Annotated in this window: 28 protein-coding genes; 15 read left to right on the top strand and 13 right to left on the bottom strand. The window is 60.1% G+C overall.

Features of this window, described 5'->3' with window-relative positions; genetic code table 11:
* The first annotated feature begins 24 nt into the window (after window positions 1–24).
* The 13 genes from QMK55_RS12735 (at window position 25) to QMK55_RS12675 (ending at window position 10,813) form a co-directional block, all read left to right on the top strand.
* Window positions 25–450, top strand: a complete 426-nt coding sequence (locus QMK55_RS12735; RefSeq protein ID WP_320329296.1) for a hypothetical protein — start codon at window positions 25–27, stop codon at window positions 448–450.
* A gap of 9 nt (window positions 451–459) precedes the next feature.
* Window positions 460–921 carry an XAC2610-related protein gene (locus tag QMK55_RS12730; protein WP_320329295.1) on the top strand — a complete coding sequence of 154 codons (462 nt, stop codon included), beginning with the start codon at window positions 460–462 and terminating at the stop codon, window positions 919–921.
* A gap of 20 nt (window positions 922–941) precedes the next feature.
* Window positions 942–2,306 (top strand): lysozyme inhibitor LprI family protein, encoded by a 1,365-nt coding sequence (locus QMK55_RS12725; protein ID WP_320329294.1) that lies wholly within the window; start codon window positions 942–944, stop codon window positions 2,304–2,306.
* A gap of 139 nt (window positions 2,307–2,445) precedes the next feature.
* Window positions 2,446–3,840: a TIGR01777 family oxidoreductase gene (locus QMK55_RS12720; RefSeq protein WP_320329293.1), complete on the top strand. Its 1,395-nt coding sequence runs from the start codon at window positions 2,446–2,448 to the stop codon at window positions 3,838–3,840.
* A 9-nt stretch (window positions 3,841–3,849) separates the two neighbouring features.
* Window positions 3,850–6,300 carry an alpha/beta fold hydrolase gene (locus QMK55_RS12715; RefSeq protein WP_320329292.1) on the top strand — a complete coding sequence of 817 codons (2,451 nt, stop codon included), beginning with the start codon at window positions 3,850–3,852 and terminating at the stop codon, window positions 6,298–6,300.
* Window positions 6,297–6,806 (top strand): hypothetical protein, encoded by a 510-nt coding sequence (locus QMK55_RS12710; RefSeq protein WP_320329291.1) that lies wholly within the window; start codon window positions 6,297–6,299, stop codon window positions 6,804–6,806. The genes QMK55_RS12715 and QMK55_RS12710 overlap by 4 nt, the downstream gene beginning before the upstream one ends.
* Before the next feature lie 86 nt (window positions 6,807–6,892).
* Window positions 6,893–7,348 carry a hypothetical protein gene (locus QMK55_RS12705; RefSeq protein ID WP_320330254.1) on the top strand — a complete coding sequence of 152 codons (456 nt, stop codon included), beginning with the start codon at window positions 6,893–6,895 and terminating at the stop codon, window positions 7,346–7,348.
* Window positions 7,349–7,352: 4 nt separating this feature from the next.
* Window positions 7,353–7,724, top strand: coding sequence for a hypothetical protein (locus QMK55_RS12700; protein WP_320329290.1), 372 nt, complete (start codon window positions 7,353–7,355; stop codon window positions 7,722–7,724).
* Window positions 7,725–7,743: 19 nt separating this feature from the next.
* A complete protein-coding gene (locus tag QMK55_RS12695; RefSeq protein ID WP_320329289.1) occupies window positions 7,744–8,292 on the top strand; it encodes a hypothetical protein in 549 nt (182 codons plus the stop codon).
* Window positions 8,279–9,127, top strand: coding sequence for a tetratricopeptide repeat protein (locus QMK55_RS12690; RefSeq protein ID WP_320329288.1), 849 nt, complete (start codon window positions 8,279–8,281; stop codon window positions 9,125–9,127). Before QMK55_RS12695 ends, QMK55_RS12690 begins: the two co-directional genes overlap by 14 nt.
* 2 nt (window positions 9,128–9,129) lie before the next feature.
* The gene (locus tag QMK55_RS12685) at window positions 9,130–9,888 is read left to right on the top strand and encodes a lysozyme inhibitor LprI family protein (protein ID WP_320329287.1); all 759 of its coding nucleotides are present in this window, start codon (window positions 9,130–9,132) and stop codon (window positions 9,886–9,888) included.
* A 42-nt stretch (window positions 9,889–9,930) separates the two neighbouring features.
* Window positions 9,931–10,371: a hypothetical protein gene (locus tag QMK55_RS12680; RefSeq protein WP_320329286.1), complete on the top strand. Its 441-nt coding sequence runs from the start codon at window positions 9,931–9,933 to the stop codon at window positions 10,369–10,371.
* A 280-nt stretch (window positions 10,372–10,651) separates the two neighbouring features.
* Window positions 10,652–10,813 carry a hypothetical protein gene (locus QMK55_RS12675; protein WP_320329285.1) on the top strand — a complete coding sequence of 54 codons (162 nt, stop codon included), beginning with the start codon at window positions 10,652–10,654 and terminating at the stop codon, window positions 10,811–10,813.
* Window positions 10,814–10,927: 114 nt separating this feature from the next.
* On the opposite strand, the gene QMK55_RS12670 is transcribed toward QMK55_RS12675, so the two are convergent.
* On the bottom strand, window positions 10,928–11,299 hold the full coding sequence (locus QMK55_RS12670; protein ID WP_320329284.1) for a DUF6124 family protein: 372 nt from the start codon (window positions 11,297–11,299) through the stop codon (window positions 10,928–10,930).
* 596 nt (window positions 11,300–11,895) lie between these two features.
* Between QMK55_RS12670 and QMK55_RS12665 the strand changes: the two genes are divergently transcribed.
* Window positions 11,896–12,279, top strand: coding sequence for a helicase (locus QMK55_RS12665; protein WP_320329283.1), 384 nt, complete (start codon window positions 11,896–11,898; stop codon window positions 12,277–12,279).
* Between the two features lie 264 nt (window positions 12,280–12,543).
* Here the strand turns inward: QMK55_RS12665 and QMK55_RS12660 are convergent, their stop codons facing one another.
* The 6 genes from QMK55_RS12660 to exbB all read right to left on the bottom strand — a co-directional run bounded on the left by QMK55_RS12660 (window position 12,544) and on the right by exbB (window position 19,490).
* On the bottom strand, window positions 12,544–13,944 hold the full coding sequence (locus QMK55_RS12660; RefSeq protein ID WP_102356289.1) for an aminoacyl-tRNA deacylase and HDOD domain-containing protein: 1,401 nt from the start codon (window positions 13,942–13,944) through the stop codon (window positions 12,544–12,546).
* 79 nt (window positions 13,945–14,023) lie between these two features.
* Window positions 14,024–16,099: an ATP-dependent DNA helicase RecG gene (gene recG / locus QMK55_RS12655; RefSeq protein ID WP_320329282.1), complete on the bottom strand. Its 2,076-nt coding sequence runs from the start codon at window positions 16,097–16,099 to the stop codon at window positions 14,024–14,026.
* Between the two features lie 9 nt (window positions 16,100–16,108).
* A complete protein-coding gene (locus QMK55_RS12650; protein ID WP_025112699.1) occupies window positions 16,109–17,038 on the bottom strand; it encodes a hydrogen peroxide-inducible genes activator in 930 nt (309 codons plus the stop codon).
* A gap of 278 nt (window positions 17,039–17,316) precedes the next feature.
* The gene (locus QMK55_RS12645; protein WP_320329281.1) at window positions 17,317–18,063 is read right to left on the bottom strand and encodes an energy transducer TonB; all 747 of its coding nucleotides are present in this window, start codon (window positions 18,061–18,063) and stop codon (window positions 17,317–17,319) included.
* Complete coding sequence (exbD, locus tag QMK55_RS12640; protein ID WP_102356286.1) at window positions 18,060–18,488, bottom strand: TonB system transport protein ExbD; 429 nt, start codon at window positions 18,486–18,488, stop codon at window positions 18,060–18,062. The genes QMK55_RS12645 and exbD overlap by 4 nt, the downstream gene beginning before the upstream one ends.
* Window positions 18,489–18,494: 6 nt before the next feature.
* Window positions 18,495–19,490, bottom strand: a complete 996-nt coding sequence (gene exbB, locus QMK55_RS12635; protein WP_102356285.1) for a tonB-system energizer ExbB — start codon at window positions 19,488–19,490, stop codon at window positions 18,495–18,497.
* A gap of 188 nt (window positions 19,491–19,678) precedes the next feature.
* Between exbB and QMK55_RS12630 the strand changes: the two genes are divergently transcribed.
* On the top strand, window positions 19,679–20,536 hold the full coding sequence (locus QMK55_RS12630; RefSeq protein WP_320329280.1) for an SDR family oxidoreductase: 858 nt from the start codon (window positions 19,679–19,681) through the stop codon (window positions 20,534–20,536).
* A gap of 138 nt (window positions 20,537–20,674) precedes the next feature.
* On the opposite strand, the gene QMK55_RS12625 is transcribed toward QMK55_RS12630, so the two are convergent.
* The 6 genes from QMK55_RS12625 to QMK55_RS12600 all read right to left on the bottom strand — a co-directional run bounded on the left by QMK55_RS12625 (window position 20,675) and on the right by QMK55_RS12600 (window position 25,978).
* Window positions 20,675–21,415 (bottom strand): hypothetical protein, encoded by a 741-nt coding sequence (locus QMK55_RS12625; RefSeq protein WP_102356283.1) that lies wholly within the window; start codon window positions 21,413–21,415, stop codon window positions 20,675–20,677.
* A gap of 69 nt (window positions 21,416–21,484) precedes the next feature.
* On the bottom strand, window positions 21,485–21,865 hold the full coding sequence (locus tag QMK55_RS12620; protein ID WP_003229509.1) for a RidA family protein: 381 nt from the start codon (window positions 21,863–21,865) through the stop codon (window positions 21,485–21,487).
* Between the two features lie 24 nt (window positions 21,866–21,889).
* Entirely contained in the window at window positions 21,890–23,995 is a 2,106-nt protein-coding gene (gene spoT, locus QMK55_RS12615; RefSeq protein ID WP_007962359.1) for a bifunctional GTP diphosphokinase/guanosine-3',5'-bis pyrophosphate 3'-pyrophosphohydrolase, read from the bottom strand.
* A 57-nt stretch (window positions 23,996–24,052) separates the two neighbouring features.
* A complete protein-coding gene (gene rpoZ / locus QMK55_RS12610) occupies window positions 24,053–24,316 on the bottom strand; it encodes a DNA-directed RNA polymerase subunit omega (RefSeq protein ID WP_008030604.1) in 264 nt (87 codons plus the stop codon).
* A 167-nt stretch (window positions 24,317–24,483) separates the two neighbouring features.
* Window positions 24,484–25,104 carry a guanylate kinase gene (gene gmk / locus QMK55_RS12605; protein ID WP_102356282.1) on the bottom strand — a complete coding sequence of 207 codons (621 nt, stop codon included), beginning with the start codon at window positions 25,102–25,104 and terminating at the stop codon, window positions 24,484–24,486.
* 10 nt (window positions 25,105–25,114) lie between these two features.
* Window positions 25,115–25,978, bottom strand: coding sequence for a YicC/YloC family endoribonuclease (locus QMK55_RS12600; RefSeq protein ID WP_102356281.1), 864 nt, complete (start codon window positions 25,976–25,978; stop codon window positions 25,115–25,117).
* Window positions 25,979–26,224: the final 246 nt, after the last annotated feature.

The raw sequence follows: 26,224 nt of genomic DNA, 5'->3' as shown, positions 1-26,224 counted from the left end.
CGTGGTTAACGAGTTTCGATAAATATGAAAAAGTCATGTGTTGGTTTTTTGGCGTTATTTCCTTTCGCCGCCCACAGCGCAGTCACCAGCGAATCACTCTGCTTCGAATTATCCGAAACCAGTCCGGTGAAGTTCGAGTTCCGTACCTTTTACGATGCCTCGAGCAAATGGTCAGGCGGCTTCGTAAAGTACGCCAAGTCCAGCGAGCCAATTTCCATTGTGTTGACGGATACCCAGAACGAAATACTCGGCGCCGATGCCCCTTGGCAGGGCACCAGAAGCTGGTCTGAAGTCATCAGCGGCAAGGTCTCAGGAACCTACGAACTCGTGACTCAAGGAACGCAGATCGTCTCGATGACGTACACGAAGAAGTCCAATGGCAAGGTTTACTATTTTGGAAATAACACCAGCGTCGACTCCTCTTTGGAGTCCGGATGCAAGTGGGAGTAGGGCGCGCACATGAGATCAAAAACTCTAGCAGTATCACTGCTCGGCCTGCTGTGGACGATGCCGGTGTTGGCCGAAACCACTACGTTCAGCCCAACCAAAGGCGTCGAGGCGACGTTGGTTCTCGAAGGCTCCACGCTGAACGTCGCGGTTAAAAGCGAAACGCATAACGAGTCGCGGACAATCGATTTTCAAGCTGAAAACGAACTCCATGCGCAGGTCGATGATTTCAATTTTGACGGCGCCAAGGATTTCGCGGTCTGGCAGCTTGATGACGGTATGGGTACTTACGATTACTACCGAGTGTTCGTTTATCAAGCGAAAACCGGCACGTTCGAAGAGTTGCAGCCGGACTGCGGCGATGGCTTCGTTAACCTGCGCGTCGATAAAAAACGCAAAGCGTTGCTCAGCACCTACTGGGAAATGAACATACCCAAGCAATGCATCACCCGATTCACCAAACGCAAAGCCTGAATGACTCAAGGAAGAACACAGTGAAACGTTTTGTTTTTACCCTGCTGGCCGTGCTGCTGCCTGTTTCAGCAGTGTACGCGCAGGATGACTGCAGCCATGTCACCTCAAGCCTGGAAATGGTGCCCTGCTCCGAGGCGGCGAAGAAGGCTGCCGATACGCAGTTGAACGTCAGCTATAAGCAATTGATGGCGCGGCTTGAGTCTGATTATCGAGCGGATCCGGCATTGGGCGCGGAGTACGCGGCGAAGGTTAAAGAGTCGCAACGTGCGTGGCTGAAATTGCGCGATGCGAATTGTCCGTTGGAGGCATTCGAGATCGAGACGGGGATGCCGGCGCATGTGATTGCGGTCAACTCGTGCATCGCCAGAATGAGCCGCGAGCGCTCGGCGTATCTGGACAAGATTGTCCCTGCTCTTGCACCTGACAAGAGCACTTCGACAGCGCCGGCCAACGGCGCTTGTCCTTCGGAGGAATTCCCTGCTTTCCTGACAGCATTTTCCGCCAGCAGTGAATCACAACGCCGTCTCACTGCGATGACGGTCAAGTCGCTTGTGTTGAAGCCGGTTGCTGGCAAGGACCGTAGTACCTTTGAGCCTTCGACCTCGGGCGTCAGCGGTGCTTCCTTCACCTACCCGCTGATGGCTGCCGTCACACCCGGCAAGACACCTGGAGTCGAGATTGAAGAGGTCGACGACAGTCACGTCAACGTGGTCGATAAGCGGGCGGGCAACAGCAATGTAAAAATCTTCAACTTCTCTCGTCAGGCGTGCTGGGTGCTTGAGGGGATTGAGGATTGGTCGATCAGTGAGAAGGATCTTGTCGCAACAGAGAACCCGGGAATGAGCCGCGCCGAGAACTTCTGTTATCAGCGTGCCGAAGCGCTAGGTGGGCTGGGGTTTCTTGAGCAATACCCGCTGACGGTGGAGTTGATTGAAGCGTCGCTGGAAAATTTTGTGTGTGCTGCAGAATCGGGTGACGCACAGGCGAGCCTGTCGGCGGCAAGCCTAAGCCTTTCGCAAATGGCGTCTCAGTTGGAAACCTCGAAGGTTGAGGCGCTGTTCAAAGCAGCCTCGAAAATACCGAGTGGCGCGTTGGCCTATGCCACGTTTTTTTGTGTCGGAAACTCCACCGACTATAACGGCCCTTGCCTCCATCCCGAGCAGGCAAAAGAGCAGGTCATTCGGGCGATCACCATGGGTTCCACAGACGCGATGAATTATCTGGCCTCGACCTTTGAAGGTGGGGAGCTTGGAACGAAGGATATGTCCCGAGCGTTAGCCTGTTATCAGATGGCGGCTGACAAAGGTAATCAGTTGGGCCTCTTCAACGTGGGGCGATTGGGATCGTCAGGCACAGCGCCGATCAAAGCCAGCCACTGCATTTGAATTTCGAGGGCATGTTTGAGGCGGTTTTGCAGGAGTTTTGCCTGAATCCCTCACGCTTAAACGTTTAATACTTGAGCATCTGACGACTGCGATTTTCCTTTAAACTCCCCACCCCCAAGGAATGCGCTCAGGACACGGAATGCCAGCCCCCTCGATCTCCCTTCGCCCCGCGTTAGTGCTCTGGCTATACGCCGCCGCAGTCGTGCACATACTCGCCGGACTCACCCTGACCTGGGCCGGGCATTCCGGTTTACTCGACGGCTATCTGCAAGTTCTCGAATTGGCATTCTGGGGCGCCGACGCAGTACCCGCCGCCGGCCACGAACAACAGGTCTGGTGGCTCGCGCTGTTCGGCGCGACGCTGCAAAGTTATTCGCTGTACATGCTCGCGCTGGTGCACCTGGGCAATCGCTTGAAAGCCCCGGCAGTGTGGGGCTGGTTGATCGCCGGCATCCTGTTATGGGCGCCGCAGGACATGTGGCTGTCTGCGCAACAACAGGTCTGGTCGCACCTGTGGCTCGACGGTTTTGCATTGCTGGTGTTGGTGCCGCCGTTGGTTTGGCTTTATCGCCATGACCGCCGGAAGTCTCCTGCAGTAAAGACAACGGGCCTGTCCAACCCGTTTGCTGGTGGCGCTTTCAAACGCGTGCTGATCACCGGCGGCACCGGGTTCATCGGCGAAGCCTTGGTCAACCAACTGCTAGACGCCGGCCATTCGGTCAGCGTCCTCACGCGCGATCCGTTGAGCGCGGCCAATCTATTCAACGGCCGCGTCCGCTGCGTGCATTCGCTCAGCGAACTCAGCCACGACGACACCTTCGACGTAGTGATCAATCTCGCCGGCGCACCCGTCGCCGGCCCGCGCTGGACTCCCAAGCGTCAGGCGCAACTGCTCGCCAGCCGAGTCGGCACCACCGAAGCGTTGATGACTTGGCTGAGGAACACCAAGCACAAACCAGCACTGTGGATTCAAGCCTCGGCCATCGGTTTCTACGGCGTGCGTGATGCCAGCGAAAGCCTCGACGAACACGCCAGCAAGGGCGACGGTTTCATGGCCGAACTCTGCGCGCGTTGGGAAATCGCCGCGCAACCGGCCACCGAGTTCGGCGTGCGTCAGGTGGTGCTACGTCTCGGTGTGGTGTTCGGCCCGGGCGGTGCGTTGACGCCGTTGCTGATTCCGTTCCGGCTGGGTTTCGGCGGGCGGATGGGCGACGGTCAGCAGATCATGAGCTGGGTGCACCGCGACGATGTGATTCAGGTGATCGCGCGGGCGTTCAACGACGACAGTCTGCGCGGCACCTACAACATGGTCGCGCCCGAAACGGTCAGTCAGTCAGCGTTCGCCGAGCAGGCCGGCAAGGTCCTCAAGCGTCCGGTGTGGTTGCACATTCCCGCCGCGCCAGTGCGTGCAATGGCGGGGGAGATGGCGCAGTTGTTCTTCGACGGTCAGCGCGTGGAGCCGCAGCGTTTGACCGAGGCCGGTTACACATTCCGCTATCCAACCCTCGACGCCGCTCTGCGCGATCTGACCTGAGGATCGCTCATGAGCAAGCCCTTGATGTACCTGCTGGCCGGCAACGGCAGCGCCGCCGATTGGTGGGATGACGCGCTGCCGCACTTCCAGCGCTACGACGTGGTGCCGCTGGAGTTGCCGGGCTTCGGCGCCAATCCGCTGCCACCCTGCGAGGATCTGGCGGACTACGCGCAGACCTTGCTGGCGATGACGCAGAAGGGCAGCGCGATCATGGCGGTCGGGGTCAACGGGTTGCTGGTGCTGCACGCGTTGCAGCGTCGGCCCGGACACTTTTCCCGCAGTGTTTTGTTGGCCCCGGTCGGTGCGTTTTTGTGGCAGCGGCGGTTGCCGGCACTGATGTCGCCACTGCCGATCCGCAAGACCATTCACTGGCTGCTGGCGAACAAACCGACGCTGTTCGCGCGCAAGTTTTCCAATCAGACCTGGACGCCCGCGCAGTACCAGCGCATGGGCGCCGGTTATGCTCGCTGTCGGGCGTTTGTGCCGCATTGGGATCTGGTGCGGGCCGACACCGCGCTGCCGCTGCTGGAGTGGATCACCGATCCGGTCGAGTTGGTCTGGGGCGATCAGGACGCGGTGCTCGGCATCGAGCAAGCGGCGGCGTGGTCGGCGATTCTCGCCCGCGCTGATCTGACCATCAGCCTGAAACCCGGTTGGGGCCATTACCCGTGGATCGACGCGCCGGCTGAATTTGCCGCGTGGCTGGAGTCCGGCGAGCGTGGTTTTGTCGCGCACACCAAGGGCGGCCGTTTGCGTCTGGCGGAGTTGGCCCGGCAACCGGTGCCGGCGGCGCTGAACCTCAACGATTGCGATGATCCGCGTCTGTCAGCCTTTCTCGCCGCGCAACCCGACGTGACCTGGGCGGTGCGTTCCTCCAGCTATGGCGAGGATCAGGCTGACTCGGCGAATGCCGGTCTGAGCACCACTTACCTGCGCGAGCCGCGCGCCAACGTGCCGACGCGCATCGCCGAATTGACCGCCGAAGGCGTCGAGGAAGTGGTGGTGCAGCGCTTTATCACGCCGGTGGTTTCCGGGATCGCGTTTGTCCGGCATTTGTCAGTTGAACTGGAATGGGTGGAAGGCCATCTGGAGTCGTTGGCCGATGGTCACGTCAGCCCTTCGCGGGCCACTCTGTCGCGGGTTGGCGAGGCCTGGCGCAGCGGTGCATTTACCGCCACGCACGGTTTGACCGAACTGTTGCTGTGGCAGTTTCTGCAAGACGTGCTGCGCGTTTTTCACTATGTGCCCGGCGACGTCGAATGGGCCTGGGACGGTGCGCAACTGTGGCTGCTGCAATACCGGCCGATCAGCGACTACGGCTGGCGCCGCCACCTGACCGCCGCCAACATCGCCGAGATCCTGCCGCCGCAACCGAGCGTGCTGGTGGAATACGCCCAGCGCCGCGCGGCAGCGAGTATCCCGGCGATCATGGCGCGTTGGGATGCGCGGGTGTTGCAGGACAACGAGCCGTTCACCGCAGTGTTCGGCGGCGCGTCCTATATCAACAATGATCTGTTTCTCGCCCGGCTGGCCGACTGGGGCATCAGCGCCAGCAACTACGCCGGTGAAGTCGGTGGTGCGACGCCGCATTTGCCGTGGCAGCCACTGAAGATGTTGCGTTCGTTGCCGCTGTTTTTGCGCATGCAACGCAAGGCTCGCAGCCATTTGCTGAACCTTGAAAATGGTTTGCAGCGCTTCGATCGGGAGCTGGCCGAACTCGTCGCCCAAGGTGCCGATGGCCAACAACTCGCGGACTGGTTCACCCGGTTTTACGTGTTCGTGGTGCAAGGCAATCTTTGCATCGCTACAGCGCTGGCCAGCAGCGGCGGCGATTGGCTCGGACGCCCGCCGACGGCTTACGACAACCTTGAAAACAGTCCGCATCGTCTGCCATGGGAAACCGATCCCGCTACGCCTCGACCTACGGCGACTGAGCTGCCGCTACAGCCATTCCCGCAATGGTCAGGGCTGATCCGCCTCGCGCATTCGACCGGCCTGCCGGGCCTGCGCGGTTACTACCTGCAAGTACGCGAGTGGTACCGCGACAACCTGATGCGCATCTTCTTCCGGCTTCATCACGCCATGCCACTGGCGGACCGCGAGCATTGGTTCGCGCCGCATCCCGACGTGCGCACCCGCGATGGCAGTTTTTGGCAGGACGGTCGCGAAGGTGCGGAGCAGGCCACCGGGTTCATGATTTATCCGGGGCAGGTGCAAGGCATCCTCGGCGCCGACATCCTGCTCGAAGACACCCTCGATCCGGGGCGGCATGCGCACTATCAAGCGGCGCAGGCGGTGATTGCGCGAATGGGCGGGCGCTTGTCGCATGGCTCGACGTTGTTGCGCGAGTTGCGTAAGCCGTCGGCGGTGATGCCGCAGGTAGATCCGGCGTGGGTGGGGTGTGAGGTGTTGTATCGGGATGGTGGGTTGGAGTTGATCAATTCGAAGGATACGAAGTGAAACGATTGCTGGTGTTATGTGTGAGCTGGTTCCCGATAGCGGTTATGGCGGCAAGTGTTTGCAATCAGGAAGCTGACTCAAAATATTTCTTATCGCAATGGTCGCAGAGCAGTGAACATCCGGAAGACATACTTTCCAGTCTCGATGGAAAAGAGTTTTCTATCGATCCGGGCCACGTGGTTTTTCGCGGCGATCTAAATGGCGATGGCATCGAAGACTTCATCTTCAATTCCCGCGTCGGCATTGGCTCATCAATGGATAGCACATTCGCCTTCCTGATCCAGTGCCGTGGTTATTTGAGGTATTCGGGCGGCGGTTACTTCGCCGGGGTCAAAGTTCTGGACGGCCCAGCCAAGGGGGGAGGTGAGTTCAAGGACATCGAGATCTACTCCTACATCAGGGACAAGCGCGGGCGGATTCGCTACAAGGGTGAAAAGGCCACGACCCGGCCACATCTGTGGCAATTCGACCCGCAGACACAGCGTTACGAAGGGCAGGCTGAGTAAGCCGACGGTCCCCACGGCATTTACGGAGTTACTACGTGAAAGGATTTTCGATTGTTCTCGGCAGCTTGATATTGGCTGCCGCGTCCATGGCATTCGCTGCCGATCCAACCTTCAAGGATTACACCGTCACGCCAGTTTTCACCGGCCCCAACCATAAGCTGGTGCCGCAAGAAAACAGCAGCCCAATGATGGATCAGGCACGGGTGCAAGCCCTGAAAGGCAAGGTCAACTTCGCCGGCCATTACATCCTGCACAGGCTCGGCTGTGGCGGCAGCGCCATTTGCGGCGAAGTGCTGGACGCTCAGACTGGGGAAGTTGTTGGCGGTCTGCCGAATGCTTACGACGGCAGCACGTTCGGCATGGCATATCAGCCCGACAGCCGCATGATCATCGTCTCCGGCATCACGCTCGACGGCGAAGAAGACGCCCAAGGGAATACTTTGGAAAGCGGCAACCGGGATCGTTACTACGAGTTTGTGAACAATGAGTTTCGGCTGCTGAATATGACCAACGTGGAATCGTCGCCGATGGATGAGGAGTGAGTGGATGAACCGGTTTTTCATTCGACCTGTGCTGATTGCGCTTTCGCTATTACCTCATTCACTGCCCGCGACTGCCAGCGAAGGGAGTTGCTACGGCTACCTTACTGAGCTTGTCAGGAGCAGCGATTTTCCGTTTCGTTATGTCGGCAAAGACAAGGTCAATTTGCTGATCGACGAGGACGACGGTGAAGTAGTGCGCGCTCAGCTGTTTTTCGACACCGACGGCACCGGCACGATTGGCTGGATCAAATACACCCCGGCTACCCACGAATTGCTCAACACCTCGGCCGAGTTGGATGAACCGGTGGCGTTGTCATTCGACGCCAAGTTTGCGGACGGCTATGCAAAGTGCCTGACAAAACAAAAGGCCGGCTAACGGCGAAAAGGATTTCTCAATGAATCAGCTTTTGTTCGCCGGGAGCCTGGCATGGTTTTTCTCTTCCCCAGCCTTCGCCGCGCCGACGGATGCTTACACCCAACGCGATGTCATGCAGTGCGGCGGTGTTGAAGTGGTGTTGGTGTCGTCCTGCCGATCGGTGACGGTGGATGGTGCGCAAACCCACGTCATCCCGGTCTGCTCCGACCAGACCATCAACATCGGTAGCAAGGTGCTTCGACGCGATATCAGCAAAGTTTCACAACTCACTTCCGACGGTGCGAAGACGAAGATGTTGAGCAATGTTGTTGTGGCGATGGATTGCGTGGACGGCACCAAGGGCAGTCTTGTTTCGATAGGCGGATATGGCGGTTGCGGTGCCTGTGCGGAGTGGCATGGGTATTACTCGACAGCAGGGCGATTGGAGCAATACAGCTTCGATAATAACCAACGCTCTTTTGGCTTGAAGGGATCTCGGGAAGAGTTGATCAAGGCCTATGGCGTTACGAAGAGACAGTTAATGTCAGAAAGCCCGACGGTGAAGAGGATCGTCTATGGCCAGCCTTAAATGGGTGTTGATGATCAGCTGCCTTCTGGCCGCCACAAGTGTCCTCGCCGAGGACCCGCCAATAGTCGGTATCGATGGGCACACCGTGACGTTTAGAGCAACAAAATGGACGATGCCCGGTGTGAACTCCGCGACCGCATGGTTCACCGCCAACGGCAAAACCTTCCCGCTATTCGGCGCCGACATTGGCGCCGATGGGCACTCCAATATGCTCAGTCCTGACAAGAAAACCTTGTTACTCGACCCGGTGATCTTCGGCATGTTGTCGCTCGAAAATGGTGAAGAAAAACTGGAGTCGCAACAGCATTGCGTTGTGATCTCCATGGAGACCGGTTGCGTGCTGGCTGATCGTTGGGCGACTTTTTGTGTCGGTCAGTGGAAGGGCAATCAATGGGTTTCCGAAGACGGCGATGTGCTCACTCCCACCCTAGAGACGACGTCCCCAAAGGACTTGCTGAAATATGCCTCAAGTATCGAGCCCGCACAGTCCCGCGCAGAGTCCATCGAATCGAGCCTGAACTTTCTAAGTCCAGAGTCCTACATGGCGTGCCATCCCCCGGCGCAAAATGTTCGGGTCTACAACGACCTCGGTTTTTATCTGGCCGAGGGCGGTAGAGATGAGTTGGCGCTGAAGTTTTATCGCGGCGTTGAGGCCGTTGGTAAACGGACGGTACTGATGTTGAACATTGCCGATTCGCTCTGGCGCCTTGATCGCAAAGATGAAGCGCAGCGTTATTACAGCCAGTACCGCGACGCAATGAGTGCCGACGGCAAGGCGCAGAAAATACCTCAACGTGTCGTTGAGCGATCCGCCATTCAGGGAATGAAAAATTGAACATGTTTGTGCGTTTTATCGCGTTGTCCTTTGGATGCCTGTTTGCCTCCTGCGCGATGGCCGAGGACGACTGCAAGAAAATCACCGTTAGCGCCCAGGTCGATCAGTGTGTGGAGGCAGCCCGCAAGGAAGCCGACACGCAACTCAATGCCAGCTACAAGAAACTGCTGGGACGGTTTGAGGCTCAACAACGGCGCGACCCTGAGCAGGGCAAGGCGCTGGTCGCCCTGGCCAGAGAATCGCAGCGCGCCTGGATCAAGCTACGCGACACCACATGCCCGCTTGAAGCCACGGAAATCGAGCCAGGGGTGGCAGCGCATGTCACGACGATTAACAACTGCATGGCCAGACTGAGTCTGGAGCGTGCGGCCTACCTGGACACAATCGTCGCTGATGAGCCGGGTAATGTGGTCGATCTCAACAAGGTGTACCTGTCCGGCTCCCAACGCTTCGGCGATGTCGTGGCACGTTATGTCAGCACCTTTGGCAGCCCATGCCTGACGGTCCAGATACTGGCGCCGAACGGCGGTTGGAGGGTGCTGTCCTCCAAGCGGTTCTGCCGTTTCGAGGGCAAGGCATTTTGGACGGACTATGCCGATGCCGGGTTTGAGGATCATGTGTTTGCCGAGGATGGGTTGCACGTGACGCTGAGTTTGACTGAGCTTCGCGGGCTCGGAGAGAAGCGCCTCGCGTGTGTGATTCCGATCAAGAACGAGCAAATCAAAGAGCTGAAGTGCGGCGCGCTTGAGCCTGGTGCATAACAGGCCCGAATCGTTTGCTGATACCCATGAACCGCTAACGGAATGTTCGGTTTGAAATTTTCGTCTGCATTGTTTTCCGCGTTGCTCGCTTTCGTTCCTCTGACAGCTTATAGCGAGGTCACGACCGAGGTTTTTTGTTTCCGCTCCTACGAAGGCAAGCCCATAAATTTTGAGTTCAGAACCTATTACGATTCTGTCGCCAAGTGGAGCGGTGCTGGCGTCAAGTACAGCAAGTCGAAAAAGGCTATTGGGCTGGTTCATCGCAGTACTGAACAAGAAGAACTCGTGTATGGCCGGCCCTACCAGTACACGACCACTTGGGTTGAAGTAGTTGATGGTGCACTGACAGGTGAGTATCAGATGGTCACTCAGGGTGGCCGGGTTGATGCGATGTCGTATACGAATTACACATCCGCAAAGAAGTATTCGTTTGAAAACGATTACAACGTGGATTCGAAACCTGAAACAGGTTGCCAATGGTGAGGCAGAGAATATTCAGGAAGGGGACATAACGTCCCTTTATTGGTAGTCAATCCCGTCTCGCCGATGCGTGATGAGTCAGCGACAGGGATAGAACCTGCGGTTTGCTTCGATCAGATAATCAATGTCGGGGTGTTTCCGGCGGCTATTCAAGAGCTTTCAAATATCGCTACTCTCTGGACCTTCAAAATTGCCATTGATTATCCATGCCCAAGAATCAAGGGGGCGGGTGGCGCCGGCAGACAGGACGAACCAGTCAAATTACGAGACCCGAGAGGTTTCCATGAAAAAGTCCAAAAATGAACCAAAGCCGATGATGGCTGCCCGGTTGCAGGCCGAAGCTCGTGAAGTTTTGGCCAAGCGTTCCAGTAAGCGCAGCCGCTTTCTGGATGTTGCTCTGTCCAATGGCAGTGATTTCGAGCCTGTCGGTCGACTGGCTGGCTGAAGGTTTCGGATTCTCAAAAAAGCTGCCGTGATTGGCAGTTTTTTTGTGCCTGGATTTTTACAGGCAGTTGCAGAAAGGGGACTTAAGGTCCCCTTTTTTCATCCGCAAATCTCGCTACGGCTTGGCTGCCAGATTCCGCACTTCAATATGATCAAGCGTCCCTTCCACCATCAATCTCACCCCGTCTGCCATTCGGCTCAGGGCCAGTGCAACCGAGCGGCGGGAGCCGTGGAGGTCGTCGGCGAGGTCGCAGGCGATGACGCTGATGGACAGGAGGTCTTCGGAGGCGTTGGCCATGAGGGCTTCGGCGTCGGTGCCGGGGGAGAGGCTGAAGAGGCCGGTTTCGCGTTTGGGCTGTGGTTCGAGGGGTGGTTTGAAGTGGTGGTCGAGGGCGCGTTCGGCGGCTTCGTGGAATTTCTTGGATTCCAGCGATTCGTAGGGCGATATATCTGGGGTTTCGGGGGGATTGGGTGTTGGTTTGATCATGGTGCAGCTTCCTGAAGTTGTGAGGCTGACACCAATCGCTTTGCACTTCGAATAGGTGGCAGCTGTGCGTTGGTGTGCAAGACCGGTTCAGGAACCCGGCAGACCCGAAGGTCTCCGACGCACAGCCGCCATAACGATCGCGAGCATAGAAAAAGGCTCGGCGAAATGCCATCAACGAATGTGCACCTGAACCGGACTTGCACGTCCAAGTCACCGATTTTGCGGCGACACACAGAGGCTATCGACGAACTGCAAACCGCCTAGTTCATGGGCATCCCGGCGGTTTGCAGGAAATTTCCCATTGGGTTGCAGGGTTTAAGATCAAAAGATCGCAGGCTTCGCCAGCTCCTACAGGGATGTGTTTCAACAGGTGTAGGAAGGGTGAATGGTGAGACGCGGAGCGTCTCGGGATGCATTCCCACGCGGAGCATGGGAACGATCTGTGCAGGTGTGGGACGTGGCTCGCAGAATCGTGACTTGGTGGTCATCGTGCGGGAAATGGTCTGCATCATCTCCCAACAGAGTCAGATACTGGCGTTATCGTCTGAATCCCTTACACTGCCCCGGCCGTTCATTTTCCTTTTGAGGCTGTGCGCATGAAATTTCGTTTTCTCCTGTGGATGATGGGTTTGTTGATGGGTAAGGCCAGCCGGACAAATCCTGCGTTCCAGCAGCAGTTGGGTGACAAGGATCTGGTGTTTCAGCTGCAGACGCTGGACGGGAAAGTGGCGCGGCATTTCGTGGTGAAGAATCAGCGCATCACCAGCAAGTCCGGGGTGGTGGCGGAACCGGCGTTTGCCATTGCGTTCAAGGATGCGGGTTACGCCTTTGCCACGATGCAGGCGAAGAACAAGCAGTTGGCGTTTATGCAGGGGATTCAGGACAAGTCGATCCAGCTCAAGGGCAACCCGGCGCTGGTGATGTGGTTTCAGGGGTTGATGAAGTATTTGAAGCCGAGGAAGGCCAAGCCGAAAGTCTGAGTAGAAGGGCTTGAGCAGATGGGCTGTTGTGGCGAGGGGATTTATCCCCGATGGGCTGCGTAGCGGCCCCAAAACCTGAGACCTCGATATAACTGACACACACTGTTGGCTGGGTTTGCGACTGCTGCGCAGCCGGTCGGGGATAAATCCCCTCACCACAGGTTTTGTGTCAGGCAGGTAGATTGAGTTGGATTCATCGCGAGCAGGCTCGCTCCCACAGGGATTACCTAACCCTTGCAGGAGTGAGCCTGCTCGCGATGGCGTTCAGGCCTGGCTGAACTGCGACGCCAGTTCGCGCAGCAGGACTTCGGCTTCGAGGACTTTGCTGACCACGTCATTGGCTTTGTCGCGGCTCAGGCCGACGCGTTCGAGCAGGGCGTCGGGGATGTCTTCGTCGGGGCCGGAGCCGATGCCGCGGCTGCGCAGCAGGCGCACGGCCAGGCAGACGAGGTTCGGGTATTCGGCGTAGGCGCCGTCGTAGCTTGGGTCGTGCTGGAAGCGCAGGGCGGTGGCCAGCTCATCGGGCATGTCCCAGTAGCGCATCAGCCACGAGCCGATCTGTTCGCGGCTGATGCCCAGCAGGTGCTGCTCAATGTAGCTGTGGCACAGGTGCGGGTTGACCTCCAGGTGACGGCAGATCAGCGAGAAGTGCGGCGGAAAGACGTGGGCCAGCAGCAGGTAACCGAAGTTGTGCAGCAGACCGGCCAGATACGTCAGGCCGGCTTCCGGGCGCTGGGCGCGCGGCATGGCGCGGGTCAGGCCTTCGATGACAGCGGCGGTGTAGATCGACTGCTGCCAGTACGGCGTGGTGTGTTGCGGGTGGTCTTTGGGCAGGCTCAGGGTCTTGCCGAGGGCCAGGCCCAGCGCCAGATTGATCACCAGATCGAAGCCGAGCACGCGAACGATCGCGTCTTCCACCGAACGAATCTTGCCCGGCGACGCGTAGTACGGCGATGCCGCCCAGCTTACGACCTGTGCCGCCAGCGCCGGGTCGGTTTCGACCACGCCGGTGATGTCGTCGATGGTGGCGTTGGGGTCGACGCGCAACTTGATGATTTTTTGCGCGGTTTCGGCCAGCGGCGGAATCTCGATGGTTGCTTCCAGACGCTGCTGGATGCGCCGCGCGGTGAATGCCTGCACGGCCTGGGTGATTTCCTCGCGGTCATCGTCCGGGCGGTCGAGGTTCGGGCGGATGCTGCTCAGGGCTTCACCGAAGTTGGCGGCGCTGGCCTTGGTCAGCATGGTCTTGAAGTCTTCGCTGGCGATTTCCAGCAGCAGGCCCGGCTCCCCGGAGTTGATCAGCAACTTCGGTTCGCGCAGCAGGCTTTCTTCGTACAGGCACGGCGAACTGGTCAGCGCCGGCAGGCCCGGCAGCAGGCTCAGGCTGTGTTTGCCGAGCATCTTTTCCAGGCGTTCGGTGGACACGGCGGTCAGGCGCCGGCCAGTGAGTTCGGCGAGGCGGTTGAGGTCGAGCAACTGGCTTTGCGGAAACAGCACCATCAGCGCGCCCACAGCATCGTCCAGCAATACGGCTTGTACCTTGCGCGAAGCATTGAGGCCGTGGTGGTCGAGCACTTCTTCGTAGGCGATACCCAGCTTGCCGAGCAACAGCCGAATTACAGACGGCGCGTGCGGGAGTTCGGGGGCGAGAGCTGCGTCAGTCATGGTCTGTATCCGTTTTTGAAACAATGGCAGGAGTATAACCAGCTTGCTCGCGGCGGGCTTTGAGAAACTGCGACGGTGCTCACACTTGGCCGTATTGCTGCCCGTGGCGCAGCCAGCGGTCGAGCAACGGGCTGACGTGAGTCGGCCAGCGCTCCAGCAAGGCTTGTGCGGCATCGCGCACGGCGGGCAGCAGGTCGGCGTCGCGCATCAGGTCGGCGACCTTGAATTGCAGCAGGCCAGTCTGGCGCGTGCCGAGCATTTCGCCGGGGCCGCGCAGTTCGAGGTCTTTTTCGGCGATGACGAAGCCATCGTTGGTCTCGCGCATGATGCCCAGGCGCTGGCGACCGATCTGTGACAGCGGCGGATGGTAGAGCAGCACGCAATGGCTGACCGCGCTGCCCCGACCGACGCGGCCGCGCAATTGGTGCAGTTGTGCGAGGCCCAGGCGTTCGGGGTTTTCGATGATCATCAGGCTGGCGTTAGGCACGTCGACGCCGACTTCGATCACCGTGGTCGCGACCAGCAGTTGCAGGTTGCCGGCCTTGAATTCGGCCATGACCGCAGCTTTCTCGGCGGGTTTCATGCGGCCGTGAATCAGCCCGACCTTGAGCTCGCCGAGGGCGGCGGTGAGGTCTTCGAAGGTGGTTTCGGCGGCCTGACAGGTCAGCTCTTCCGACTCTTCAATCAGCGTGCACACCCAATAGGCCTGACGCCCTTCGGCGCAGGCACTGCGCACCCGTTCGATGACTTCGACCCGGCGGGTGTCGGTGACCAGCACGGTGTTGACCGGGGTGCGTCCGGGCGGCAATTCGTCGAGGATCGAGGTGTCGAGGTCGGCGTAGGCGCTCATCGCCAGCGTCCGTGGAATCGGCGTGGCGGTCATGATCAGTTGATGCGGGCACATGCGCCCGCCGACGCCTTTCTGCCGCAGCGCCAGACGCTGCTGCACGCCGAAGCGGTGCTGTTCGTCGATGATCACCAGCGCGAGGTTCTTGAACTGCACTTCGTCCTGAAACAGCGCGTGGGTGCCGACCACCATCGGCGTGCCGCTGGCGATCTGCTCCAGCGCGGCGACGCGGTTCTTGCCCTTGAGCTTGCCGGCCAGCCATGCGACGTCGATGTCCAGCGGTTCGAGCCAGCGCTTGAAGGTGATGAAGTGCTGCTCGGCGAGAATCTCGGTCGGCGCCATCAGCGCGACCTGATAACCGGCCTCCAGCGCTTGCAGTGCAGCGAGGGCGGCGACCACGGTTTTGCCCGCGCCGACGTCGCCCTGAATCAGCCGCAGCATCGGTTCGTGCTGACTGAGGTCGTAGGCGATTTCGTTGCCCACGCGCTGTTGCGCGCCGGTCGGGTTGAAGCCGAGGTTGGCCAGGTATTTCGGCGGCAGCTTCGTGGCTTTCGGCATCGCCGGTGCGCGCAGAGAGCGCATGCTCTCGCGCAGACGCTGCTGCGACAGTTGATGGGTCAGCAGTTCTTCGAAGGCCAGACGATGCTGGGCCCAGTGATGACCGAGGGCGAGTTCATCGACATCGGCATCGGCGGGCGGGTTGTGCAGGTAGCGGATCGCATCGGCCAGTGGCGCCAATTGGTAGTCGCGGGCCAGTTCGCTCGGCAGCCAGTCGGGCAGGGTGGATGGCTTGAGCAGGGTCAAGGTCTGCATGCACAGCTGGCGCAGACGCTGTTGGGTCAGGCCTTCGGTGAGCGGGTAGACCGGGGTCAGGGTTTCGTCCACCGGTGGCGGTTCGTCGCCGGTGATGGCGCGGTATTCCGGGTGGTAGATTTCCAGCCCCGAGGCGCCGGGCCGCACTTCGCCGTAGCAGCGAATCCGCGTGCCGCGCTTGAGGCCTTCTTTCTGCGCATTGCTGAAATGGTAGAAGCGCAGGCTCAGGCCACCGGTGCCGTCCTGCATGCGCACGACCAGGCTGCGACGCCGGCCCATGACCACGTCGGCACCGCTGACGGTGCCCTCGACCACGGCGTCCTGGCCCGGTCGCAAGTGGCCGATCGGCACCACGCGGGTGCGATCCTGATAACGCAGCGGCAGGTGAAACAGCACGTCCTGGAGGTTCTCCAGACCGACCTTGGCCAGTTTCTCGGCCATGGCTTCGCCGACACCCTTGAGTGCCGTCACCGACACTTGCGACAGCTCAGTCATGACGCTCGCTTAACCGGCCGTAACCGGCGCTGCGGGTTTGGCAACCGAGCACAGGCGAACGGAATCGGCGAGGATCTCGATGGCTTTCGGTCGCGGGAAGCTGGCGCGCCAGGCAATGGCCACGGTGCGGAACGGCACCGGCGCCGACAACGGCCGTACTTCGATCACCCCCGGGGCGTAGTGATGGCTGTCCACCGCCGACAGCGGCAGGATCGAGATGCCCAGACCGGACGCGACCATGTGGCGGATGGTTTCCAGCGAGCTGGATTCCACCGTGGTGTGCTTGGCGCCGTCGTTGCCCTTGGTCAGGGTCGGGCAGGCTTCGAGCACCTGATCGCGGAAGCAGTGGCCTTCGCCGAGCAGCAGCAGGCTCTTGTCGTTGAGCAGGGCCGGGTCGATGGTTTCTTTTTGCGTCCACGGGTGCTGGGCCGGCATCAGCACATAGAACGGTTCGTCGTACAGCGGCAGGGTCAGCACGTCGGCTTCGTTGAACGGCAGGGCGATGATGATCGCGTCGAGCTCGCCGTTGCGCAGTTTGTCGCGCAGCACGTGGGTGAAGTTTTCTTCGATGTACAACGGCATCTGCGGGGCGACCCGGTGCAGTTGCGGAATCAGGTGCGGGAACAGGTACGGCCCGACGGTGTAGATCGCGCCGACTTTCAGCGGGGCGGTCAGCTGGTTCTTGCCGGCCTGGGCCAGTTCACGGATGCCTTGCGCCTGCTCCAGGACTTTCTGCGCCTGGGCAACGATGCCCTCGCCGACCGGGGTCAGGCGCACGGCGCTTTTGCTGCGCTCGAAAATCAACACACCGAGTTCGTCTTCAAGCTTTTTCACGCCCACCGATAGGGTCGGCTGGCTGACGTGGCAACGCTCGGCCGCGTGGCCGAAGTGCTGCTCTTGGGCGAGGGTAACGATGTAGCGTAATTCTGTGAGAGTCATAGCGAGCGTCCATGAAGTTGCGGGCCAAGCATAACGGCTGCAATCGATAGACGCACGTTATCAGACTGAGTGAGGAATGCGACACCGGGCAATGTCGGTTTGCCGCGCGTGGATACGCAAAAGGCACCTTTCGGTGCCTTTTTTGGCTTGGTTCTCTCGGCTGGCGGAGAATCCTTGTAGGAGTGAGCCTGCTCGCGATGGGGTCGTGTCAGTCAATAATTTATCGTCTGATACACCGCTATCGCGAGCAGGCTCACTCCTACAGGTTTTGCGTTGCCTTAGCGGCGGCGTTCGAGGGAGTAAACAAACGGCGCAACAATTTCGATCGAGCCGTTGTTGAGCATGTCGGCCGGCGGCTTGGGCAGCGGTTGTGCGCGGCGGATCATTTCCAGGGTGGCCCGGTCCAGATCGGCGTTGCCGGAGCGGCCCACCAGTTCGAACGACAACACGTTGCCTTCGCCATCGACCACGAAGCGCAGGCGGTTCAAGCCTTCTTTGCCCCGCGCCTGTGCGCTTTGCGGGTACTTTTTGTACTTCGCCAAATGCGCGAGCAGGGTGCCTTGCCAACTGGCCTTGGCGGCCATTTGCGCGGGCGACGGGCCCGGTGCCGGCTGAGCGGATTTCTCCGTCGGTACCTGGGTCGGTTGCGTATCGGCCGGTTTTTCCTCGGAAGGCTTTTCCTTCGGCGGATCTGGCAGCTTTTTCTCGACGGGCTTCGGCGGCTGAGGCTTTGGCTTCGGTTTAGGTTTCGGCACCGCGATTTCAGCCTTCGGTGCTTCAGCCAGTTTCGGAATCGGCAACTCTTCGACCGGAGCTGGTGGCTGCGGCGGTGTGACGACTTTCGGCGGAGCAGGCGGTGGCGGGGCCGGAACCGGTGCCAGCTCGACCATCATTGCCTGCGGCGGCAGTTCGATGGGCGGGCGGGCGGTCCAGTTCAGCGCCAGCGCGATGGCCAGCGCGTGAACGCCCAGCACCACGGCCAGGCTACCGCTGTAACGCGTCAGCTTATGGCGCGTCGTGATCATTTCTTGGCTGCGCTCTCAAGGCCTACCAGGCCGACCTTCAGGTAACCGGCCGAGCGCAATTTATCCATCACGCTCATCAGGTCGCCGTAGTCCACGCCTTTGTCGGCCTGGAAGAAGATGGTGGTGTCTTTCTTGCCCTGGGTCTTGGCGTCGAGCATTGCGCCGAGTGTGTCGGCGTTGACTTCGTCGTCGCCGATGTACAGGCGCTGATCGGCTTTTACGCTGAGGAACACCGGTTTCTCTGGCCGCGGCGCCGGTTTGGCGGTCGAGGCTGGCAGGTCGACTTTGATGTCCACGGTGGCCAGCGGCGCGGCCACCATGAAGATGATCAGCAGCACCAACATTACGTCGATGAACGGCGTGACGTTGATTTCGTGGTTCTCGGCCAGATCGTCGTCTGCGCCTTCTTTCAAATGCAGGCCCATGGCCGATTACCCCACTTTGACCATGTGCGGCTGCGAGCTGCTGCGCTCAGGCTGGTGGTCGAGGTCACGGCTGACCAGCAGCAGGACCTGCGCCGAAGCGTCGGAGACCTGCGCCTTGTAGCCGGCGATGGAACGGGCGAACACGTTGTAGATCACTACCGCCGGGATCGCTGCGACCAGACCCAGTGCGGTGGCCAGCAACGCTTCGGCGATGCCCGGCGCGACGACGGCGAGGTTGGTGGTCTGGGTCTTGGCGATGCCGATGAAGCTGTTCATGATGCCCCACACGGTACCGAACAGGCCGACGAACGGCGCGGTGGAACCGATGGTGGCGAGGACGCCGGTGCCGCTGCTCATGTTGCGGCCACAGGCAGCGACCAGACGCTCAAGGCGGAAGCTCACGCGCTCCTTGATGCCTTCTTTTTCACGGCTGTTGACCGACAGACGCATCTCTTCGAGGGCGTCGTGCACCAGCAGGTTGGCCAGGGTGCCTTCTTTGGCAGCCGTCGCGCTGGCTTCCTTGAGGGTGGCGGCTTTTTTCAGGGCGGCGATTTCGCCCCGCAGACGACGCTTGGCGCCCATCAGCTCGAAGCCTTTGGCGATCCAGATGGTCCAGGTGATGATGGAGGCGATGGCCAGACCGATCATCACGATTTTCACGATGATGTCGGCGTTCTGGTACATGCCCCATGGCGACAGGTCGTGGGCCATGCCCAGGGTGTTGTCGGCTTCCAGCTGTTGCGGGTCGATCTGCTTTGCCAGTTCACCGAACTTGGCCAGGGATGCTTGTACTTCTGGCGGCAGTGAGGATGTGTCGACGCTGCCGTCAGGATTTCTCGGTACGTCCTGTGGAGCGGTGGCGGTCGCCGGGTTGGCAGCGGGGGCGGTGGCGTCAGCAAGGGCTGCAACCGGTGCCAGCATCAGGCTGAGCAACAGGGCCGCCACCGCGCTCCAGGCGCGAGGTCGTGTGGTTGGCGAAGCGGGGGATTGATTACGTGTCATGCTGGCCGGACCTGAGATAGAAAAACGGTGATGCTCTTCCAGGCCTCGTGAGGCCGAGAACAAAAGTGACGTGCATTATTGCAAGTAATTCTTGTTAACTAAAGTAATAGAGTCTCTTTTTTTCCTTGATTGCTAACCACTCGTCACCCGGTGAGCGTGGTTTAAGCCCTTGTAACGGGAGTTTTTGAATGTCTGCGCCTTCGGTTTTGATCGCCGGTTGTGGTGATGTCGGGAGCCGTCTGGCCAAGCAATTGGTGGTCGGCGGATGGGAAGTGCACGGCCTGCGTCGCGACGTTTCGCGTCTGCCTGAGGGCGTCATTGGTGTGGCTGGTGACCTGTTCAAGGAAGACTGCCCCGAGGCTTGGCCGTTCGGCGCGGTGGATTACCTGGTGTATTGCGCGGCAGCCACCGATCACGACGAGGCCGGTTATCGCGCCGCGTATGTGCAGGGTTTGCAGAACGTGCTGAGCTGGCTGAGCGATTTCGGTCAGGTGCCTGAGCGGCTGATCTTCGTGTCCAGCAGCAGCGTGTATGGCCAGCAGGAAGGGGAGTGGGTCGACGAGAACTCAGAGACCGTCGCCAGCGGCTATTCCGGACGACTGATGCTCGAAGCCGAGCAGGTTGCGCTTAACAGCGGCATTCCTGCGAGCATCCTGCGTCTGACTGGCATTTACGGCCCGGGTCGCGAATGGCTGCTGACTCAGGTGCGTCGCGGTTATCGGGTGGCGGTCGAGCCGCCGCTGTACGGCAATCGCATTCATGCCGATGACGCTGCCGGCTTAATGGCTTTTCTGTTGGAAGCGGATCGTCGGGGTGAACCGTTGCAAGACATCTATATCGGTGTGGACGACGCGCCGGCGCCGCTGGCCGAGGTGGTCGCGTGGCTGCGCGATTATCTGGGGGTTACCGAGTGGGCGGACGACGCCAGCGTGCGCCGCACCGGTAGCAAGCGCTGCAGCAATGCGCGGGCGAAGGCGTTGGGCTGGACGCCGACGTATCCGAGTTACCGCGAGGGTTATGCCGCGATTCTCGAGGGTACGTGCTGACTTCCAGGCGCCCCAAGCAACTGTAGGAGTGAGCCCTGCTCGCGATGAGGCCATAACATTCAACACTTATGTTGGCTGTTAAACCGTCATCGTGAGCAGGCTCACTCCTACAGGGTAATGTGTTGCTCTCGGGGATGCTTACTGCTTCTCGAGCAACCACTTGCGCTCACCCGGGGTGAACTGCGGCATCTCGTCTGCCAGTGCGCTGTTCACCGCCTGGAAAATCTCCAGGGCTTTGCCTTTGCGGGCAAAGATCCAGTTGTTGCCTTGGCCGTTGAGTTGCAGCCACATGCTGTCGTGGTCGCTGTTCATCGAGGCGCAGTCGCCTGCCAGGCACAGGGCGTAGCGGTCAGCACCGGGCAGGCCGGAGACCTGGCCGTCAGCCTGGAATTGCACGGTGTTGCCTTCGCCGTCGCCGCTGGCGATCTTCCAGCTGCCGCCCAGGTAGGCCGAATACAGCGCGCGTTCGAAGCTGGCACCAATCGGCGCGCCTTCCGGCACAGGGATTTGCGCACGATCGAACAACTGGTCGGGTTCGTTCTCGCTGGCGGCCTGTTTCATCTGGCCGCCGTCGCGTTTCAGCTCGCTGCCGGAGCTGCCATAGAAGTCGACTTTCCAGGCGCCGGACTGTTCGCCCTGCAGCCGTCCTTCGACGTTCTCGAAACCGTTGGTGTAGCGGGCCTGACCGGCCTTGGTGTTGACGTCCCACTCCAGATTCGGGCCATAGGCCTGAAGCGCTTCGCGCAGGGGGCCGCCCTTGGCAGCAGCATCGATCGCCACCTGATTGATCCAGGTGCCGCTGATGTCATGGTCGGCAGGGTTGCTGGCGCAGCCGCCGAGGAAAATGGCGAGCAGCGGGAGAGCTAGCGCTTTGCGCATGGTGGAATCCTTTCAAAACCTTTTCTTGCAGAGCAGTCGGCGCGGCGGTTGAGGGCCGCGCCGTGCGCATCACTCGATGACCAGGATGGCATCCATTTCGACTTGCGAGCCTTTTGGCAGCGCGGCAACGCCGATGGCGGCGCGGGCCGGGTAAGGCTGGTCGAAGTATTTGCCCATGATCTCGTTGACCTTGGCGAAGTGGCTCAGGTCGGTGAGGAAGATGTTCAGCTTGACGATGTCCTTGAACGAACCACCGGCCGCTTCGGCGACGGCTTTCAGGTTCTCGAACACCTGGACGGTCTGGGCTTCGAAGCCTTCAACCAGCTCCATGGTCTTTGGGTCCAGAGGAATCTGACCCGACATGTAGACGGTGTTGCCGGCCTTGATCGCCTGGGAGTAGGTGCCGATGGCGGCTGGGGCCTTGTCGCTGGTGATAACAGTCTTGGTCATGTATGACTCCTTGTAATGGTTGAGTTATGCACGCATGCGGGTGATGCGGATGACCCCGGTCAGGGCGCGCAGTTTCTTGATCACGCGGGCCAGGTGCACACGGTCGTGGACGCTGACCACCAGTTGGACGACGCTGATGCGACCATCGCGCTCGTCCATGCTGATTTTCTCGATATTGCCGTCGGCTGCGTTGACGCTGCTGGCCAGCAGGGCGATCAGGCCACGCTGGTGTTCCAGTTCGACGCGCAGTTCGACGTTGAATTCGCCGGTGACATCCTTGGCCCACGAGAGCTGGATGCATTTTTCCGGGTTGTGGCGGATTTCGCTGATGTTGCGGCAGTTGTCCAGGTGCACGACCATGCCTTTGCCGGCCGACAGGTGCCCGACAATCGGGTCGCCCGGGATCGGCGTGCAGCACTTGGCGTAGCTCAGGACCAGGCCTTCAGTGCCGCGAATCGCCAGCGGGCCTTCCGGACTTGGCAGCTGTTCGCCTTCACCGAGCAGTCGACGCGCCACGACATAGGCCATGCGGTTGCCCAGGCCAATGTCTTCGAGCAGGTCTTCGATCAGTTCCAGGCGGTATTCGCTGAGCATCGCCTTGACGCGCTCGGCCGGAATCTTCTCCAGCGCGCTGTCGAAACCGTTGAGCACTTTGTTCAGCAGGCGTTCGCCGAGGCTGATGGATTCGGAACGACGTTGCAGTTTCAGCGCGTGGCGGATGTGCGTACGTGCCTTGCCGGTGACCACGAAGTTGAGCCACGCCGGGTTCGGCCGCGCACCGGGTGCACTGACGATCTCGACCGTGGAGCCGCTTTGCAGCGGCTCGGACAGCGGCGCGAGACGGCGGTTGATCCGGCAGGCGATGCAGCTGTTGCCGACGTCGGTGTGCACCGCGTAGGCAAAGTCGACCGCCGTGGAGCCTTTGGGCAGCTCCATGATCCGGCCTTTGGGCGTGAACACGTAGACCTCGTCCGGGAACAGGTCGATCTTCACGCTCTCGATGAATTCCAGCGAGTTACCGGCACGTTGCTGCATTTCCAGCACGCCTTTGACCCACTGGCGGGCGCGGGCATGGGTGCCTTTCGGCTGTTCGTCACCGCTGGACTTGTACAGCCAATGGGCGGCGATGCCGTTGTTGGCCATCTCTTCCATTTCGCGGGTACGGATCTGAATCTCGATCGGTACACCGTGCATGCCGAACAGCGTGGTGTGCAGCGATTGATAGCCGTTGGCCTTGGGGATCGCGATGTAATCCTTGAAGCGCCCCGGCAACGGTTTGTACAAATTATGTACAGCACCCAGCACGCGGTAGCAGGTATCGACCTTGTCGACGATGATCCGGAACGCATAGACGTCCATGATCTCGTTGAAGGCCCGGCGCTTGCCGCGCATTTTCTTGTAGATGCCGTAGAGGTGTTTCTGGCGGCCGCTGACTTCGCCCTGGATGCCGTCGATGGCGAGGCAGTGGCCGAGGGATTCTTCGATCTTGTTGACGATTTCCTTGCGATTGCCCCGGGCGCGCTTGACCGCCTGGTAGATCCGCGCGGAACGCATCGGGTGCATCGCCTTGAAACCGAGGTCTTCGAATTCGATACGAATCGCGTGCATGCCCAGGCGGTTGGCGATGGGCGCGTAGATCTCGAGCGTTTCCTTGGCGATCCGGCGGCGTTTTTCCCCGGACAGCACTTCCAGTGTGCGCATGTTGTGCAGGCGGTCGGCGAGTTTGACCAGGATCACGCGAATGTCGCGTGCCATGGCCATGGCCATTTTCTGGAAGTTTTCAGCTTGGGCTTCGGCCTTGGTCTCGAAGTTCATCTGGGTCAGTTTGCTGACCCCGTCGACCAGTTCGGCCACGGTTTCACCGAACTGCGCTTGCAGCGCTTCCTTGGCGATACCGGTGTCTTCGATCACGTCATGCAGCATCGCGGCCATCAGGCTCTGATGGTCCATGTGCATGTCGGCAAGAATATTGGCCACGGCAAGAGGATGCGTGACGTACGCCTCGCCGCTGCGACGGCGCTGACCGTCATGGGCTTGTTCGGCGTAGAAATACGCTCGGCGGACCAGGTTGACCTGGTCGTTGCCGAGGTAGGTCGATAAGCGATCGGCGAGGGCGTCTATGCTCGGCATGATGACTCCTGCCGTAGGCTGTGTTCCCGCGCCGTGCTACGTCGACCAGGCATAGGCTTAGACGGCCTCGTTGGACTCGTCCTCGAAAGCAGCGAAGAGCGGTTCATCCTGGACGATTTCCTGCTCGGCGATGAACTCGTAGCTCATCAGGCCTTCAGCGATTTCACGCAGGGCGACAACGGTAGGCTTGTCGTTTTCCCACTGGACCAGTGGCTCTTTGCCGCCGGTGGCCAGTTGACGGGCACGCTTGGTAGAGAGCATGACCAGCTCAAAGCGGTTTTCCACGTGTTCTAGGCAGTCTTCAACGGTTACGCGGGCCATGGTATTCCTCGGAGCGAATGCAATATGCGCGCTGCCCGGTTGGGCGAGCGGACTCAACAGTTTAAAAAATCACCAGCGATTAGGGAAGCGCTGATTTTTTGACCAGACCCTTCAACGCGCTGCAAGCACCAATGTAAAGCGCTTGCAGCGGTTTTGGGAAGTGCTGATTAACCGAGCAATTCGGCCAGCAATTTGCCGAAACGCACTTGCTGGCGTTTCTGTTGCAGCTGATTGGCGCGGAAAATTGCCTTCAGATCGTCCAGTGCGTGGGCGAAATCGTCGTTGATGATCAGGTAGTCGTACTCGACATAGTGACTCATCTCGCTGACCGCTTCGCGCATCCGACCGTCGATGATCTCGTCGCTGTCCTGACCGCGGTTGGTCAGGCGCTGGTGCAGGGCCTGCAGCGACGGCGGCAGAATGAAGACCGAGCGGGCCTGCGGCATCAACTTGCGCACTTGCTCGGCGCCTTGCCAGTCGATTTCCAGGATCAGGTCGTGACCTTCGTCCAGGGTTTGCTGCAGGTGGCTTTGCGAGGTGCCGTAAAAGTTGCCGAAGACCTCGGCGCGTTCGAGGAAGTCACCGTGTTCGCCCATTTTCACAAAGGCTTCGCGGGTCACGAAGTGATAGTTCACGCCGTCCACTTCGCCCGGACGCATGGCGCGGGTGGTGTGGGAAATCGAGACGCGGATTTCCGGGTTGGTGTCGGTCAACGCCTTGACCAGGCTGCTCTTGCCTGCGCCCGATGGGGCGGAAATGATGTACAGGGTGCCGGTGCTGTGGGTCATGTCTGTTGCCTTACTCAATATTCTGCACTTGTTCGCGCATCTGCTCGATCAACACCTTGAGGTTGACGGCGGCTTGGGTGCTGCGCGGGTCGAAGGCCTTGGAGCCCAGTGTGTTGGCTTCGCGGTTGAGCTCTTGCATCAGGAAGTCCAGGCGCCGCCCGGCGGCACCTCCGGATTTGAGTACCCGGCGAACTTCGATGATGTGGGTACTCAGGCGATCCAGTTCTTCGGCCACATCGCTCTTTTGCGCGAGCATGACCATTTCCTGCTCCAGGCGCTGCGGGTCCAGCTCGGCCTTCATGTCGGTGAAGCGGTCGAGGACTTTCTGGCGCTGGGTCGCGAGCATCTGTGGAACCAGTTCGCGCAGGGTCACGACGTCTTCTTCAATCGAGGTCAGGCGCTCGTTGATCAGGCGAGCCAGCTCCGCGCCTTCGCGCTCGCGGCCGGCCTTGAGCTCCTTGAGGCCCTGATTGAACAGTGCCAGGGCCTCGGCGTTCAGTGCTTGCGGATCGGTCGCGTCGGCCACCAGCACGCCAGGCCAGGCCAGCACTTCCAGTGGGTTCAGCGCCGCCGGGTTCTTGATCAGGCCGGCAACGGTTTCGGCTGCGGCAACCAGTTGTGCAGCGCGCTCACGGTCGACTTGCAGCGGCTTGCCGGTGCTTTCTTCGGTAAAGCGCAGGGTGCATTCCAGTTTGCCCCGCGACAGGCCCTGGCGCAGCGCTTCACGCACGGCGCCTTCGAGGTCGCGGAACGACTCCGGCAGGCGCAGGTGCGGTTCCAGATAGCGGCTGTTGACCGAGCGCAGCTCCCAACTCAGGGTGCCCTGGACGCCGGCTTTCTCGACGCGGGCGAAGGCGGTCATGCTGTGCACCATGGCGGTGACCTCGCAATACAGATCGGCGCAGAAGGGATGTTCCGCAGGCTCGATATCAATGAATTTAAGCCGACTGGCAGCAAAGGCGCAGGATTGTAGCGCAGTGCGGCGGATGCGCCCAAACACACGGTGTGACAAAGGGCTGCAGGCCGTCGGTTATGCGCGTTTCAGGGCCTTGGGTCGACGGCCGGAGTTTTTAACCCGTGCCCAGGCACGGTGCAGCGCTCTATAATGCTCGGCAGTTTT

The organism is Pseudomonas sp. P8_229 (genome assembly GCF_034008635.1).
Taxonomy (GTDB): Bacteria; Pseudomonadota; Gammaproteobacteria; order Pseudomonadales; family Pseudomonadaceae; genus Aquipseudomonas.
The sequence above is the reverse complement of the archived record's forward strand: the minus strand, read 5'-3'. Positions and strand labels throughout refer to the sequence as shown.

Excerpts from the sequence above, each read along its gene's own strand:
- QMK55_RS12675 (WP_320329285.1), top strand. The coding sequence starts at position 10,652 with ATGAAAAAGTCCAAAAATGAACCAAAGCCGATGATGGCTGCCCGGTTG.
- QMK55_RS12650 (WP_025112699.1), bottom strand. The coding sequence starts at position 17,038 with ATGACTCTCACAGAATTACGCTACATCGTTACCCTCGCCCAAGAGCAG.
- spoT (WP_007962359.1), bottom strand. The coding sequence starts at position 23,995 with ATGCCGAGCATAGACGCCCTCGCCGATCGCTTATCGACCTACCTCGGC.
- QMK55_RS12665 (WP_320329283.1), top strand. The coding sequence starts at position 11,896 with ATGAAATTTCGTTTTCTCCTGTGGATGATGGGTTTGTTGATGGGTAAG.
- rpoZ (WP_008030604.1), bottom strand. The coding sequence starts at position 24,316 with ATGGCCCGCGTAACCGTTGAAGACTGCCTAGAACACGTGGAAAACCGC.
- QMK55_RS12645 (WP_320329281.1), bottom strand. The coding sequence starts at position 18,063 with ATGATCACGACGCGCCATAAGCTGACGCGTTACAGCGGTAGCCTGGCC.
- QMK55_RS12705 (WP_320330254.1), top strand. The coding sequence starts at position 6,893 with ATGGCATTCGCTGCCGATCCAACCTTCAAGGATTACACCGTCACGCCA.
- QMK55_RS12625 (WP_102356283.1), bottom strand. The coding sequence starts at position 21,415 with ATGCGCAAAGCGCTAGCTCTCCCGCTGCTCGCCATTTTCCTCGGCGGC.
- QMK55_RS12685 (WP_320329287.1), top strand. The coding sequence starts at position 9,130 with ATGTTTGTGCGTTTTATCGCGTTGTCCTTTGGATGCCTGTTTGCCTCC.
- QMK55_RS12630 (WP_320329280.1), top strand. The coding sequence starts at position 19,679 with ATGTCTGCGCCTTCGGTTTTGATCGCCGGTTGTGGTGATGTCGGGAGC.
- QMK55_RS12670 (WP_320329284.1), bottom strand. The coding sequence starts at position 11,299 with ATGATCAAACCAACACCCAATCCCCCCGAAACCCCAGATATATCGCCC.
- QMK55_RS12600 (WP_102356281.1), bottom strand. The coding sequence starts at position 25,978 with ATGGTGCACAGCATGACCGCCTTCGCCCGCGTCGAGAAAGCCGGCGTC.
- QMK55_RS12680 (WP_320329286.1), top strand. The coding sequence starts at position 9,931 with ATGTTCGGTTTGAAATTTTCGTCTGCATTGTTTTCCGCGTTGCTCGCT.
- exbB (WP_102356285.1), bottom strand. The coding sequence starts at position 19,490 with ATGACACGTAATCAATCCCCCGCTTCGCCAACCACACGACCTCGCGCC.
- QMK55_RS12695 (WP_320329289.1), top strand. The coding sequence starts at position 7,744 with ATGAATCAGCTTTTGTTCGCCGGGAGCCTGGCATGGTTTTTCTCTTCC.
- QMK55_RS12700 (WP_320329290.1), top strand. The coding sequence starts at position 7,353 with ATGAACCGGTTTTTCATTCGACCTGTGCTGATTGCGCTTTCGCTATTA.
- recG (WP_320329282.1), bottom strand. The coding sequence starts at position 16,099 with ATGACTGAGCTGTCGCAAGTGTCGGTGACGGCACTCAAGGGTGTCGGC.
- QMK55_RS12620 (WP_003229509.1), bottom strand. The coding sequence starts at position 21,865 with ATGACCAAGACTGTTATCACCAGCGACAAGGCCCCAGCCGCCATCGGC.
- gmk (WP_102356282.1), bottom strand. The coding sequence starts at position 25,104 with ATGACCCACAGCACCGGCACCCTGTACATCATTTCCGCCCCATCGGGC.
- QMK55_RS12730 (WP_320329295.1), top strand. The coding sequence starts at position 460 with ATGAGATCAAAAACTCTAGCAGTATCACTGCTCGGCCTGCTGTGGACG.
- QMK55_RS12715 (WP_320329292.1), top strand. The coding sequence starts at position 3,850 with ATGAGCAAGCCCTTGATGTACCTGCTGGCCGGCAACGGCAGCGCCGCC.
- QMK55_RS12735 (WP_320329296.1), top strand. The coding sequence starts at position 25 with ATGAAAAAGTCATGTGTTGGTTTTTTGGCGTTATTTCCTTTCGCCGCC.
- QMK55_RS12690 (WP_320329288.1), top strand. The coding sequence starts at position 8,279 with ATGGCCAGCCTTAAATGGGTGTTGATGATCAGCTGCCTTCTGGCCGCC.
- exbD (WP_102356286.1), bottom strand. The coding sequence starts at position 18,488 with ATGGGCCTGCATTTGAAAGAAGGCGCAGACGACGATCTGGCCGAGAAC.
- QMK55_RS12660 (WP_102356289.1), bottom strand. The coding sequence starts at position 13,944 with ATGACTGACGCAGCTCTCGCCCCCGAACTCCCGCACGCGCCGTCTGTA.
- QMK55_RS12720 (WP_320329293.1), top strand. The coding sequence starts at position 2,446 with ATGCCAGCCCCCTCGATCTCCCTTCGCCCCGCGTTAGTGCTCTGGCTA.